This is a genomic window from Geobacillus sp. Manikaran-105, from assembly GCF_002809955.1.
Lineage (GTDB): Bacteria > Bacillota > Bacilli > Bacillales > Anoxybacillaceae > Geobacillus > Geobacillus thermophilus.
The window spans coordinates 1-13,167 of sequence record NZ_PIJG01000063.1 but is presented as its reverse complement, the minus strand read 5'-3'; the positions used below and the strand labels follow the sequence as shown (position 1 = coordinate 13,167).

Sequence of the window (13,167 nt, the reverse complement as noted above, 5' to 3'; positions counted from 1 at the left end):
TGGATCGCTAAATTATTGCGTTATGGACTGATTGAAAAGAGTTTTGTGCCACCCGCGCCAATTCGAGAATTGCGGGACTTGACCCGTTTACGCAAAAAAGAAAATGGAAAAATATCACCATCCCTGTTATGATGGTAAAGGGTTTAGCGAACAAGGTGTCTACTTTCGTTTGTTGTTTAGGTACCTTGTTTTGTTGGTAAAAAGGTGTTGGCAGGTGAAACGATGAGAGATTTCCTTTCCCGCTGGCTTCCTGTCATTCTCTGGTGTGTCGTCATTTACACGTTCAGCGAGTCTTCCTGGTTCACTGGGGCGAATACGGCGCATGTGCTGCAGAAGATTTTATCGTACTTGCCGTTTGGCGGCGGGGATGAAGAGGGGCCGCCATTTTTGAACTTTTTGATTCGCAAAGCGGCGCATTTGACGGAGTTTGGCATTTTGGCCGCGCTTGTGTGGCGGGCGCTGTTGCCCAAGCGGTTTGCGTATGCGGGCGCCTGGCTGTTTGCGACCGCCTACGCGGCGACCGACGAGTGGCATCAATCGTTTGAACCAGGACGGACGGCGACGCCAAAAGATGTGGCGATTGATTCATGTGGGGCGCTCCTGGCGCTTTTGATTGTATGGGCTTGCCGCTGTTGGGCAAGGACCAAGCATCGGGCGGTCAAACGCGGCGTATAATAGAACAAAGCTCTCCCATCGTATAGATTTAGATGTAAACGGAAAGAATGGCCAATAACGAGTATGCGAGAAAAGGGAGAGAGGGCCATGGTCGCGTTTATCGCGGGAATGTTTGTGGGTTCGTTTGTGATGCTCGTCATCATGAGCATGATGGCGGTGGCGAAACGGGCGGATGAAGCAAGCGAACGGTGGAGGGAAAAGTGAGAAGTCCCTTGCGGCAGGCAAGGGATTTTTTTTGAAAATGCTGTGCGATCATGTTTACGTCAGCTTGCAAAAAAGGCCGCACATTGTTTGAGAACCGCCGTGAAAGACCGGCGAAGCACAACGGATTCGAAAAGTTGAAGGGGATAAAATGATGTTTTTGTTGCAAAGTTTTTCAGTTTGAGAAACGTTGCTGGGGAGCAACATTTCCCCTTAAATCACTAGTATTTAAAAAAAGCTTGATGGCGCACAAAAAATCGGATATACTATGTGTAACCGGTTACACATAGACAGAAAAGAAGGAATCGAACATGGCAACGATTCGTGATGTGGCAAAGCGTGCAGGTGTCTCCGTCGCCACCGTTTCGCGGGTGTTAAATCAAAATGGATATGTTAATGAGGAAACGGAAAGACGGGTTAGACAGGCGATGAAAGAGCTCAATTATAAACCGAATGAAGTGGCGAGAGCTCTGTTTAAAAAAACATCGAAAACAGTCGGACTCATTGTCCCTGATATTACCAATCCGTTCTTTCCCGAGCTCGTGCGCGCGGTGGAAGATGTGATGAATATTTATGACTATACGGTCATTCTATGCAATTCCGATGAGAAAGTAGAAAAAGAACGAGAATACATCGAAGTGTTAAAGCAAAAATATGTGGACGGCGTCATTTTGACCACGAATCAGTTCGCGCCGGAAGAAGTCGAGGAATGGGATGTTCCGATTGTCGTGCTCGACCGTCCGTTGCATGAACGGTATCCGTCGGTGGTTGCGGACAACTACGGAGGAGCTCGTTTAGCGACGCGTCATTTGTATGAAGTGGGCTGCCGGCGGATTGCCCATATTCAAGGGCCCAACCACGTGGTGAACGCCATGGAGCGTTTCCGCGGCTATCAAGATGAAATGAAGGAGCTGGGGCTAGGGGATCGCCAGCTCGTCATTCAAGGAAATTACCAGTTGAAGCAGGCGAAAGAAGCGGTGATGGCTGCGTTGGCTGAACATGATATGGACGGGATCTTTGCCGGCAACGACGCGATGGCGGTCGGTGCTTTGAAAGCGGTTCAGCAATACGGGCTGCGGGTTCCGGATGATATTGCCATTATTGGCTACGACGGCATCCCGCTGACGGAAATGACAACACCCGAACTATCGACCGTGTCTCAGCCTATTTACGAAATGGGGGCCATGGCGGCAAGAATTTTAATCAAACAAATTGAGGGAAAGCCCCTTGAAAAGCTCCATTATCAACTTCCGGTTCAACTTGTGGTGCGGCAGTCGACGTCAAGGAGGGGATTGACTTGAACAAACCAACCATTACGGTGATCGGCAGCCTCAACATGGACTTAGTCACTGTGGCGGCACGGTTTCCAAACCAAGGGGAGACGATTTTAGGCGAACAGTTTCTCACCACTCCCGGCGGCAAGGGGGCGAATCAGGCGGTGGCCGCCGCCCGCCTCGGCGCCAACATTCGGATGATTGGCGCAGTGGGGGATGATGCGTTTGGGCAAGCGCTCATCCGTTCGTTACAAAATGAAGGCGTTTCCGTCGATTATGTGAAACCGGTTACACATGGGAGTACAGGCATTGCTTCCATTACGATTTCTGAGCGGGACAATCGGATCATCGTCGTTCCTGGGGCGAATCATGCGCTTACGCCGGAGGATCTGGATCCATATGAATCCGTGATCGCCGAAAGCGATGTGTGCTTACTGCAGCTGGAAATCCCGCTTCCCGTTGTGGAACGGGCGGTTTCGATCGCTCATCGCCATGGCGTGCGCGTCATCGTCAACCCCGCTCCGGCCCAGCCACTGCCGCCGTCGGTGCTTGAGCAGGCGAGTTTCTTGACGCCCAATGAACATGAACGGACGATTTTGTTCGACAAGATGGACGAAGAAGCGTTTGCCGATAAGCTGATTGTCACCGAAGGGGCAAAAGGGGTGCGCATTTGGCAAGATGGACAAGAACGGCTCATTCCAAGTTTCCAAGTTCCCGTCGTGGATACGACGGGCGCGGGCGATACGTTTAACGGGGCGCTTGCCGTGGCGCTGGCGGAAGGGAAGGCGCTTCATGAAGCGTGCCGATTTGCCAATGCGGCGGCGGCCTTGTCGGTGACAAAACTTGGGGCGCAAGCTGGGATGCCGAGACGGCAAGAGGTCGAATCATTTTTGTCCAGACAGAAGGAGAGTCACTGATGAAAAAAAGCGGGATTTTGAATAAAGAATTGAACACGCTGCTTGCCTCGCTCGGGCACACCGATACGATCGTGATTGCCGATTGCGGGCTGCCGATTCCGAACGAACAGGCGCGCATCGACTTGTCTCTCGTCAAAGGGTTTCCGCCCTTTTTATCCGTGTTGGATGCGGTTGTTGATGAATTGGAAATTGAAGCAATCGTACTAGCCGAGGAGATCAAAGACCAGAATCCGGATCTATACGAAAGCATCAGGGCAAGAATGGGTGGTGTGCCTGTGCAGTTTGTTCCTCACGAACAATTCAAAGCGATGACGAAGCAGGCGAAAGCGGTGATTCGCACAGGAGAGGCAACCCCCTATGCCAATATCATTCTGCGTTCCGGTGTAAGTTTTTCATCGAAAGATTTCTGAAGGAAAAGGAGGGCAGAAACGATGAGGCCCTTGATTGACATGCGGTCGATTCAAAAATCGTTTGGCGCCAATATCGTTCTGAATGGCGTTGATTTTGAAGTGCTTCCTGGAGAAGTGCATGCGTTGATGGGAGAGAACGGAGCGGGGAAATCGACGCTGATCAAAGTTCTGACCGGCATTTATGAGCGGGATGGGGGAACGATTGTTGTCAACGGGCGCGAAGTGCATTACCGTCATCCGAAAGAGGCGGAACGCGACGGGATTGTCGTGATTCATCAAGAGTTGAATGTCATTCCAACATTGACGGTGGCCGAAAACATTTTTCTTGGCCGCGAGCCGAAAATCGGGAGAACGGGTGTCATTCGTTATAAAGAAATGGAGCAACAGGCCGCTTCCTATTTGCGGAGATTAGGGATGGACCTTGACCCACGAGAACTCGCTGGTCGGTTGTCTGTCGGAAAACAGCAAATGATCGAAATTGCCAGGGCCATTTCGACGAATGCGAAGTGCCTTATTATGGATGAACCGACAGCGGCGCTGACGGAACGGGAAATTCAGGCTTTATTTTCTGTCATTCGCACCTTGAAACAGCAAGGCGTCGCGGTTGTTTACATTTCACATCGGATGGAAGAGATTTTTACCATTTGCGACCGGATTTCGGTTCTCCGCGATGGCCAGTTCATCGGAACGAAACGAGTAAAGGAAACGAACTTCGATGAAATTGTTCAAATGATGGTCGGGCGGCAAATTGGGGAACGCTTTCCAAAACGGCGCGTCACCATTGGAGAAGAACGGCTGCGCGTAGAGCGGCTCACGAAAAAAGGATTGTTTGAGAATGTATCGTTTTCCGTGCGAGCCGGTGAAGTGCTTGGTGTGGCGGGACTGATGGGATCGGGGCGAACCGAGATCATGGAAGCGATTTTCGGAGCCAGACCATTCGATGAAGGAGACATCTATATCGACGGGCGCCCTGTGCGCATCCGTTCTCCGCGCCAGGCCGTCGAACATGGCATCGCCATGATTACCGAAGACCGAAAGCAAAAAGGGCTCATTCTCGAGATGAGCGTCCATGAGAATTTGACCTTGCCGAAGTTGGAACAATTGGCAACAGCGGGATTCATCCAGTCATCGAAAGAACGGGACGTGGTGTTGACATACATTCATCTGTTGGATATTAAAGCCTCTTCCCCAGATTTACCTGTGAAAGCATTGAGCGGCGGGAATCAACAAAAAGTCGTATTCGGCAAATGGCTGGCGATGAACCCGCGCATCCTCATTTTGGATGAACCGACTCGCGGCGTGGATGTCGGGGCAAAGCAAGAGATTTATGAAGTGATCAATGAATTGGCCGCCCAAGGCGCCGCGATCATTATGATCTCTTCTGAACTGCCGGAAGTATTGGGCATGAGCGACCGCGTCATGGTCGTCCATGAAGGGAAAGTGCAAGCGATTTTGGAAAACGACGGGTTGGATCAAGAAACCATCATGCGGGCGGCGACAGGGGGGAATCGATGATGGAAGCAAAGCGAAAATGGGATGTGAAAAAATTAGGGCCTCTCATCGGATTGTTTCTGCTATGCATCGTGCTTTCCATATTGAGCGATGACTTTTTGACGATGGACAACTGGCTCAATCTCCTGCGGCAAGTATCCATCAACGCCTTGATTGCCTTTGGGATGACGTTTGTCATTTTAACAGGAGGCATCGATTTATCAGTCGGTTCTGTGTTAGCGCTCTCAAGCGCGATCACAGCAGGAATGATGGCGCAAGGAATGAATGGTTTTGTCGCTATACTGGTGGGCCTATTAGCGGGTATGGTAATGGGAGTGTTGAATGGGGTGATCATCACCAAAGGAAAAGTCGCTCCTTTTATCGCTACGCTGGCGACCATGACGGCGTTTCGCGGCTTGACTCTCGTTTACACGGACGGTCGCCCGATTACAGGGTTTGCGTCTGATGACATCATGTTTCAGATGATAGGCCGCGGTTATTTCTTCGGCATTCCCGTACCTATTATATTGATGCTCACGGTCTATATCGCTTTGTATGTAGTATTGAAAAAGACTACATTTGGCCGCCATACGTACGCGATTGGCGGGAACGAAGAAGCGAGCCGTCTATCGGGACTTCGCGTTGATCGACTCAAAATATATGTGTATGCCCTAACAGGGGCGTTATCTGCTTTGGCGGGGCTCATTTTAACTTCCCGTTTGAATTCTGCGCAGCCGACAGCGGGAACGGCGTACGAGTTGGATGCCATTGCGGCCGTTGTTTTAGGCGGCACCAGTTTGTCAGGAGGAAGAGGCTGGATTTTCGGCACGTTAGTCGGCGCCTTGATTATCGGTGTATTGAACAATGGATTGAACTTGCTCAATGTGTCGTCGTTTTACCAGCAAGTCATCAAAGGAGCGGTCATTCTTCTTGCGGTGCTGTTAGACCGCCGCAAAGAAGCATGATAGATTTTATTAAAAAAACAAGGGGGAATCGAAATGAGAAAAGCAGTGGGGTTATTGGCGGCGTTATGGCTTGCAGGCGGCGTGTTGGCTGGATGTTCGCTTGACCAGAACAGCGCCTCGAGCGACAAAGGGAAAACGAAACAAGATGGAGAAGTGAAAATCGGTTTGTCCATTTCCACTTTGAACAACCCGTTCTTCGTCACCTTAAAAGAAGGAGCGGAAAAAGCCGCCAAAGACGAAGGGGCGGAATTGATTGTCGTCGATGCCCAAAATGATTCAGCAAAACAAATTAACGATATTGAAGACTTGATCCAGCAAAAGGTCGATGTGCTGTTGGTCAACCCGACGGACTCGAGCGCTGTCACGTCTGCGATTGAATCCGCCAACAGCGCCAACATCCCGGTCATTACCGTCGACCGTAGCGCCGACGGCGGGAAAGTGGTCACCCATATCGCTTCTGACAATGTGGCTGGGGGAAAAATGGCGGCGCAATTTATCGTCGACCACTTGAAAAACGGGGGAAACATTGTGGAATTGGAAGGGATTCCTGGTTCGTCTGCAGCCCGTGAACGGGGGGAAGGATTCCACCAAGTGATCGACAAAGCCGCCAATATGAAAGTCGTCGCCAAACAGGCGGCGGATTTTGACCGGGCCAAAGGATTATCGGTCATGGAAAACATTTTGCAAAGCCATAAAGACATTCAAGCGGTCTTTGCCCATAATGACGAAATGGACTTAGGGGCGTTGGAGGCCTTGCAAGCGCATGGAATGAACAACGTGATTGTGGTTGGATTCGACGCGACCGATGACGCAGTCAAGGCGGTGAAAGAAGGGAAAATGGCGGCCACCGTCGCGCAAAAACCAGCATTGATTGGCGAAAAGGCGGTGGACGCTGCTATCCGCGTTCACAAAGGGGAGAAAGTGGATCCATTTATCCCTGTTCCGCTCGAGTTGGTTCAAGGGCAATAATATGGGATTTTATCCGTGGTGCTAGTTGAGCTCTGACGTTCAACTAGCACCTGGGTTAATCAAAACAAAACTCTGGCAAAGCAAGCTCTTTGATCACTATGTATCTATTAAATGCCATGATAACGACGAAACGCATTAAGGACGCGATTAAAATCATAAGGGTGCATAATCCCGTAAAATTTCCGAAACCGAACGGTAGATGGAATTTCGTTATACCAGTCATACTGAACATATGATTGTGCCTTTAATCCAACATATTTCCAATAAACAATTGGTATTCGATAAGGGTATCGAGATGTTGGTTTTGATCTTGTGACTTTTAATCCAATAGCAATGGCTCGATTGCCTCTAAAACCCAAAATAAGAACAGGACGATATGTACCGCCCTGCCCTTCCTGAAAACGAAAATATATATCGTAAATACCACCCGGCTGCATCATTCTTCATCTAGCCACCGTTGATGCACAGGATTATCGGGATTCACAGTCACAACACCATCAGGGCTAACATCCAATAAAGGAGCAGAAGGCAACCGATCAAAACAAATGCTTGAACTTAAAAACGCATTGATGTTTGCGTATCGATTTCGCACAGCAGGTTTAGCATAAATCGATCTTAATGACTGTGCTCGCACATCTTTTCGCCTTGAGATGGCTGATCTTCGCAACTGGCGATGCTCCTTTCTGCGCATACGCTATCACCACCTTAGCAATAGCATATGCCTGTTTTGAAAAAACATGTACGAGACATACGCTGGCTATAATGTACATCTATTATAGCATATACAAGAGGGGATAACAAAACCAACCAATCTACAAAAATCCGTTGTTTCTACCTTGTTAGGGTGTGACATGTGAGTAGTGATTTCCGCTCTTTCCCTCGACCGGCTCCATTAACCATCGGAGGTCATAAAGAAACGCATCTTGGTTCATACTAAAGAAAAAGATGGAAAAAGAAAGGAACCCACCATGCTTCGTGAACTCGACTGGATGACGTACATCATGATCATTTTGGCCAGCTATCGGTTCACCCACTTGATCGTCTTTGATAAAATCACGGAATTTATTCGCAATCCGTTCATGAAAAAAGAGACGATCCAACACGAGGACGGGAGTACGGAAATCAAGAAGGTGCCGAAATCGAAATTCGGCTATTTGTTGAACTGTTACTGGTGTGCGGGAGTGTGGAGCGCGGTTTTTCTCGCGCTTGGGTATTTATTCATCCCAAAGATCGCCATGCCGTTGATTTTTATCTTTTCGATCGCCGGGGCGCAGGCGATTCTCGAGACGTTTGTCGGAGTCGGGACGAAGGCGATCGACCTTTTGTCAGCGGCGAAAAAGCGGATGGAGTGACATTGGCGGGCGTGCGGCGGAAACATGCGGCACGCTCGCTTTTCTTGCTTTTGTCGATACATCATGGTTGACTTATATAATTATTTAATTATATACTGATTGGCGGAAACCATTTCATTGGTCGGCGTGGCCGTTTCATGATGGATGTTCGTTTTTATATAAGCAAATCATGATATGATGATGAATGGAGGGGTGATATGCCGCAACTCGCAATGGAGATAGGAGCAGCCGCTCGGGTGTTGAAGCTGCTCGGCGATCCGACGCGGCTGACGATTTTGGCGATTTTGAATCAGCGGGAGTGCTGTGTGTGCGAGCTGCTGGAGGTGTTTTCGTCAAGCCAGCCGGCGATCAGCCAGCATTTGCGCAAGTTAAAAGATGCCGGGCTGATCCAAGAGGAGCGGAGAGGGCAATGGGTGTATTATTCGCTCCGGCCGCAAAGCGAATACTACTCCCTGCTGCAAGCGGTGTTGTCGTACGTTCCGGATCAAGAGGAAAACATTCGCAAAATCGAGACAGCGAATCCTGCAGCCCGCTGCGGGTGCTGATGTTAAATGACGAGGTGAATGATGGTGGATTGTTGTGAACCGAAGCGGTTGTCGTTTTTAGACCGCTTTTTGACGGTATGGATTTTTCTTGCGATGGCGGTCGGGATCGCAGTCGGAATTTGGGCTCCTGGGTTGGTGGATGGATTGAATCGTCTGCAAGTCGGTACGACCTCGATTCCGATTGCGATTGGCTTGATTTTGATGATGTATCCGCCGCTCGCGAAAGTGCGCTACGAAGAGATGGGGCGCGTGTTCAAAGATGTGAAGGTGCTCGTTTTGTCCCTCGTGCAAAATTGGGTGATCGGCCCCATTCTCATGTTTTTGTTGGCGGTCGTCTTTTTGCCTGACAAGCCGGAGTATATGATCGGCTTGATTTTAATCGGGCTTGCCCGTTGCATCGCCATGGTCATCGTCTGGAACGATTTGGCGCGCGGCGACACCGAGTACGCAGCAGGACTTGTCGCCTTCAATTCACTGTTTCAAGTATTGTTTTTCTCGCTATATGCGTACGTGTTTGTGACGGTCATTCCGGGATGGATTGGGCTTGAGGGAGCCGTTGTCGAGATCACGATGGCGGAAGTGGCGAAATCGGTGTTTATTTACTTAGGCATCCCGTTTCTCGCTGGCATGGCGACAAGGTTTGTGCTTGTGAAAGCGAAAGGGCGGCAATGGTATGAAACAGTGTTTGTGCCGAAAATCAGCCCGCTGACGCTTGTTGCGCTTTTGTTTACGATCGTGGTGATGTTTTCGCTCAAAGGCGATATGATCGTCAGCTTGCCGCTCGATGTTGTGCGCATTGCGATTCCGTTGCTGCTATATTTTGTCATCATGTTTTTTGTGTCGTTCTTTTTGGCGAAAAAATTGGGAGCCGGCTACCCGGTGTCGACGACGCTCGCGTTTACGGCGGGAAGCAACAACTTTGAGCTGGCCATTGCCGTCGCCATTGGGGTGTTTGGCATTCATTCGGGCGCGGCGTTTGCGGCGGTTATCGGTCCGCTCATTGAAGTGCCGGTGATGCTGGCGCTTGTCAACGTAGCATTGGCGTTTCAGCGAAAGTATTTTTCTTCGGGCAATCCAACATCAACGTAAAGGTGGGAACCAGCGATGAAGAAAAAAGTCATATACTTTTTATGCACCGGCAACTCGTGCCGCAGTCAAATGGCGGAAGGCTGGGCGAAACAAATTTTAGGGGATGAATGGGAAGTGCACAGCGCCGGGATTGAAGCGCATGGCCTCAATCCAAATGCAGTGAAAGTCATGAAGGAAATTGGCATCGACATTTCGAAGCAAACGTCTGATGTCATCGACCCGGATCTCCTCAACCGCGCTGATTTGGTCGTGACGCTGTGCGGCCATGCGGCCGACCATTGTCCGGTCACTCCGCCGCACGTGAAGCGCGTCCATTGGGGCTTTGACGATCCAGCGAAAGCGGAAGGGACGGAAGAGGAGAAGCTCGCGGTGTTCCGCCGCGTCCGCGATGAAATTGGCGCGCGCATCCGCCGGTTTGCTGAGACGGGCGAATAGGAACGGGGCGGCAAGGCGCAGAAACGGTCGCGCATAGGGTGCGCGGCAGCTGCTCGTCGAAGTGCGGCCGGAAACGGGGAAGTGGCTGGGCGGACGAAAACCGCTCAGCGTAACGAAGATGGTGAGAAGCCATCTTGTTGATAGACGAAATGAGCACATCGATGAAGGCGGTGCCACATTAGGTCACTGGAGGAGAAACGAAATGGAGTTATTTCATCAGTTAGCTCGCCGAAACATCAAAATCCGCAAACAGTCCGGTTTCGGAGCGCAATGGCGACAACAGTGGGAAGAGGTGTTTGCCGGCCATTTGACTGCGGAAGAAAAACAACACATCCACCTTCATAATCGGAATGGAGTCAACGGCTACTTATGGCATGTGTTCAGCTATGGGATGAGAGGCTGTTTCACAGGAGAAGAAGCGGAAATGGCGTTTGATCAAGAAGAGAAAACGTGCTGCTATCTTTTCTTTCAACATGGCGACGATGCGTTCACCGTGGAGGATGCGTCCGGATTGAAAGCCGCCGATCTGGCAGCGGAAAACGACAAAATCGATCTATATGTGGTGGACAGCGAGTTCAACTGGACGTTTGTCATGACGCATGAAAGCGGATGGCTTGGCCCGTATTTTAGCAGAAGGTGACAGCCATGGCTTATCGGCGGCCAAGGAAATCCAATGAGACAGAAAGAAAAAGAGTTCCAACCGAGCCCCAGGAAGACTAGGTTGGAACCTTTTTATTATCGCTCGTCGGCCGGGAACACGATGCCGGTTTGTTTTCGCGCTTCGTCCATGATTTCCATCGTCCAAAGCGAATGGCGGTGCGAGTTGACGGCCGATTCGCGTTCTCCGTTTTCGATCAAACGGATAAACTCTTGTGCTTCATAATACATCGGCGGCTTGTCCTGCGGCGCGGTGATGTCCTCGACGCGCCCGTCGCGGTAGCGGATTTCCGCTTTGGTTGGTGTGTGGATGGCGTCGATGATCATGTTTCCGTCTTCCCCTTGAATCTCCGAAGGCAAGTGCGAGTTCGTGATTTTCGAATAAAAGACGACCGCGTCCATGTCGCCGTAATCGAGCACGATCGAGCCTTCGCCATCAACGCCGGATTCGAGCTTCACGCTTTGCGCCTTCACGCCACGGGGCTGGCCGAACAAAACGACCATCGGGTACAGGCAATAGACGCCAAGGTCCATCAACGCCCCGTTGGAGAAAGCTGGGTTGAAGGCGTTGAGCACCGTTCCTTGCTTATAGGCGTCATAGCGCGATGAGTATTGGCAATAGTTCGCCACGTAGCGGCGGATGCGGCCGAGTTTCGGCAAGTGCTCGCGGATGGACAGGAAAGTGGGGAGCAACGTCGCCTTCATCGCTTCCATCAATACGACGCCGTTTCGCTCCGCCGCTTCGATCATCGCTTTGACTTCTCTCGCATTGGAGGCGAGCGGTTTTTCGCATAAGACGTGCTTGCCGTGGTTCATGAGCAAGATCGCCTGCTCGGCATGAAGTGCGTTCGGGCTCGCGATGTAGACCGCATCAATGTCAGGGCTGCCCGCCAGTTCGTGTAAATCAGTGAACGTGCGCGGCGCCCCGACTTTGTCGGCAAACTGCTTTGCGGTCTCCTCGGTTCGCGAGTAGACGGCGGCGAGTTCGAAGGAATCGACGAGGCGCGCGGCGTCAAGAAATGCTTCGGTGATCCAGTTTGTGCCGATTGTTGCGAATCGAACCATGATCCTTCTCCTTTCATTTTCGTCGTCCTTCATTTTAGCATAATTAATTGAGCGAAAATGGGTTTTGTTGTGCCGGATTGGATCACTACCTTGTTAAAAAAGACGGGGTGAAAATGGCGGGAAAAGAAGAAAAACAATTAGAATTGCTATTTCAGCATATATCTTGTATTCAAGATGGTTTTTCATTTCATTATATACAATTTATTGGTTCATCACCAAAAGATGTACTTGCACCTGTCATGAAAGTATGTTAGCTGTTTCTAGCCGAACCCGCAATGCAAAACGCTGGATATTTCTGTATCCGTATCCCCGACGTTTCATCAGTTTCGTCTGTTCGTTTGACGAGTGATTTTGCGATGGCGCGAACAGCAGAACAAGGACAAAACAAATACCGATGAACCCAGGCGTTCAAACGACGTTTCGCCTGTTGCTCATCTTTGCTTTTGAACACATAGCGAACATGTTGGAGCGATTGGTAAACAGACTTTAAGTAATCGCTTTCATTACACCATTCTCGTATGATTTGACGTTCTTCCTCCGTCAATTTCTCTGGGCATTGGCTCAATAAACGGCAAACGTAACGAACATTTCCGTGTTTCTTGCCTCCTTTGCCCAAATATTTGCGACAACGTTCTAAAGCATCGGTAAACAGCTGAATGACATGGAAATAGTCGACGACATGTGTCGCCTCTGGGCAAACCCGTTGAATCGCTTTTTTCATCGCTGGAGCCAAGTCACTCACGACATACTGAACGGAACGAGACACATGAGCCAATGCACGCCCAATGGCTTCCTCGTTCTTTCCTGCTTCCATGGCATACACTTCTCCCGTTTCGGCCTCCATGATCGCCACTCCATAGTCGTGCCCTTTTCGAAACGCAAACTCATCGACACAAACCGCCTTTGGTTGGACGTCATTCGATAGGAAGGAAGGGGCATGGGTATAAAACCATCGTTCAACGGTCGTGTAAGGAAGCTTGAGCATACGAGCCACCGCCTGAATGGATGTTCCGATGCAAGATTGCGCGACCCATCGCTGAAAAGCATCCGTCGCCACACTTCGAGGAGAGATGGCTGGATACGACGTGCTGAACGTCACGCCACACGTGCTACAACGTCTGC

At 50.4% G+C, this 13,167-nt stretch carries 14 protein-coding genes and 2 pseudogenes; 14 read left to right on the top strand and 2 right to left on the bottom strand.

The window, feature by feature from the left end:
* From CV945_RS17900 to CV945_RS14975, 14 genes and pseudogenes are all read left to right on the top strand, one after another.
* Nucleotides 1–117: pseudogene (locus tag CV945_RS17900) on the top strand (IS110 family transposase); the annotation flags it as partial.
* 105 nt (nt 118–222) lie between these two features.
* Nucleotides 223–675 carry a VanZ family protein gene (locus CV945_RS15030; protein ID WP_033011355.1) on the top strand — a complete coding sequence of 151 codons (453 nt, stop codon included), beginning with the start codon at nt 223–225 and terminating at the stop codon, nt 673–675.
* Between the two features lie 87 nt (nt 676–762).
* The gene (locus tag CV945_RS17635; RefSeq protein ID WP_011232702.1) at nt 763–879 is read left to right on the top strand and encodes a DUF3789 domain-containing protein; all 117 of its coding nucleotides are present in this window, start codon (nt 763–765) and stop codon (nt 877–879) included.
* 308 nt (nt 880–1,187) lie between these two features.
* Nucleotides 1,188–2,177 (top strand): LacI family DNA-binding transcriptional regulator, encoded by a 990-nt coding sequence (locus tag CV945_RS15025; protein WP_044744118.1) that lies wholly within the window; start codon nt 1,188–1,190, stop codon nt 2,175–2,177.
* The gene (gene rbsK, locus CV945_RS15020; RefSeq protein ID WP_100660084.1) at nt 2,174–3,067 is read left to right on the top strand and encodes a ribokinase; all 894 of its coding nucleotides are present in this window, start codon (nt 2,174–2,176) and stop codon (nt 3,065–3,067) included. The genes CV945_RS15025 and rbsK overlap by 4 nt, the downstream gene beginning before the upstream one ends.
* Complete coding sequence (gene rbsD / locus CV945_RS15015) at nt 3,067–3,477, top strand: D-ribose pyranase (RefSeq protein WP_011232699.1); 411 nt, start codon at nt 3,067–3,069, stop codon at nt 3,475–3,477. The genes rbsK and rbsD overlap by 1 nt, the downstream gene beginning before the upstream one ends.
* Nucleotides 3,478–3,498: 21 nt before the next feature.
* Nucleotides 3,499–4,992, top strand: coding sequence for a sugar ABC transporter ATP-binding protein (locus tag CV945_RS15010; RefSeq protein ID WP_033011361.1), 1,494 nt, complete (start codon nt 3,499–3,501; stop codon nt 4,990–4,992).
* Nucleotides 4,989–5,933: a ribose ABC transporter permease gene (gene rbsC, locus CV945_RS15005; protein WP_100660083.1), complete on the top strand. Its 945-nt coding sequence runs from the start codon at nt 4,989–4,991 to the stop codon at nt 5,931–5,933. Before CV945_RS15010 ends, rbsC begins: the two co-directional genes overlap by 4 nt.
* Nucleotides 5,934–5,966: 33 nt before the next feature.
* Complete coding sequence (rbsB, locus tag CV945_RS15000; protein ID WP_100660082.1) at nt 5,967–6,902, top strand: ribose ABC transporter substrate-binding protein RbsB; 936 nt, start codon at nt 5,967–5,969, stop codon at nt 6,900–6,902.
* 968 nt (nt 6,903–7,870) lie between these two features.
* The gene (locus tag CV945_RS14995) at nt 7,871–8,254 is read left to right on the top strand and encodes a DUF1360 domain-containing protein (protein WP_063164666.1); all 384 of its coding nucleotides are present in this window, start codon (nt 7,871–7,873) and stop codon (nt 8,252–8,254) included.
* Between the two features lie 197 nt (nt 8,255–8,451).
* Nucleotides 8,452–8,799: an ArsR/SmtB family transcription factor gene (locus tag CV945_RS14990; protein ID WP_033011370.1), complete on the top strand. Its 348-nt coding sequence runs from the start codon at nt 8,452–8,454 to the stop codon at nt 8,797–8,799.
* A 21-nt stretch (nt 8,800–8,820) separates the two neighbouring features.
* The gene (arsB, locus tag CV945_RS14985; RefSeq protein ID WP_198518523.1) at nt 8,821–9,888 is read left to right on the top strand and encodes an ACR3 family arsenite efflux transporter; all 1,068 of its coding nucleotides are present in this window, start codon (nt 8,821–8,823) and stop codon (nt 9,886–9,888) included.
* Between the two features lie 15 nt (nt 9,889–9,903).
* Nucleotides 9,904–10,323: an arsenate reductase (thioredoxin) gene (arsC, locus tag CV945_RS14980; protein WP_100660081.1), complete on the top strand. Its 420-nt coding sequence runs from the start codon at nt 9,904–9,906 to the stop codon at nt 10,321–10,323.
* 202 nt (nt 10,324–10,525) lie between these two features.
* Nucleotides 10,526–10,963, top strand: coding sequence for a DUF4275 family protein (locus tag CV945_RS14975; protein ID WP_100660080.1), 438 nt, complete (start codon nt 10,526–10,528; stop codon nt 10,961–10,963).
* Between the two features lie 95 nt (nt 10,964–11,058).
* Here the strand turns inward: CV945_RS14975 and CV945_RS14970 are convergent, their stop codons facing one another.
* Together CV945_RS14970 and CV945_RS14965 are read right to left on the bottom strand one after the other, a co-directional pair.
* Nucleotides 11,059–12,045 carry a Gfo/Idh/MocA family protein gene (locus CV945_RS14970; protein ID WP_100660079.1) on the bottom strand — a complete coding sequence of 329 codons (987 nt, stop codon included), beginning with the start codon at nt 12,043–12,045 and terminating at the stop codon, nt 11,059–11,061.
* 237 nt (nt 12,046–12,282) lie between these two features.
* A pseudogene (locus CV945_RS14965) lies at nt 12,283–13,167 on the bottom strand (ISL3 family transposase); the annotation flags it as partial.